At 53.5% G+C, this 299-nt stretch carries 1 protein-coding gene; it reads right to left on the bottom strand.

What is annotated here, in order from left to right; translation table 11 throughout:
• Positions 1–299, bottom strand: a 299-nt coding sequence (locus tag AC1RP1_RS08220) for a hypothetical protein (protein WP_481762755.1), incomplete at both ends; no start/stop codon positions are given.

Genomic DNA, 299 nt, shown 5'->3' on the forward strand with positions numbered 1-299 from the left:
GTTACCCACTATATAGACAGCACCAAGCGGAAGCTTTGTATTCTTGATGCGCCCGTATACGTAGTTGTCTGTCGGGTTGCTGGAACCGTTAGGAATTGCCGATAGGCCGGCAACGCCGCCCGGTTTGTCTATCTGGTCAGATGGAATCGCACCAACATCGTTGGCAGTCAGAACCAAATACTGATCGGTCTTGCCATTGACTGATTGAATCTGCGTGCTCAGCAATCCTGAGGATGTCACGTTCAGACCAGCGCCGACGATATCGGCACCCAGCGTCGAGGTCGTAGCCGGTGGCAATG

The sequence above is a fragment of the Dellaglioa sp. CoH-56-MRSF-13 genome, from assembly GCF_056782095.1.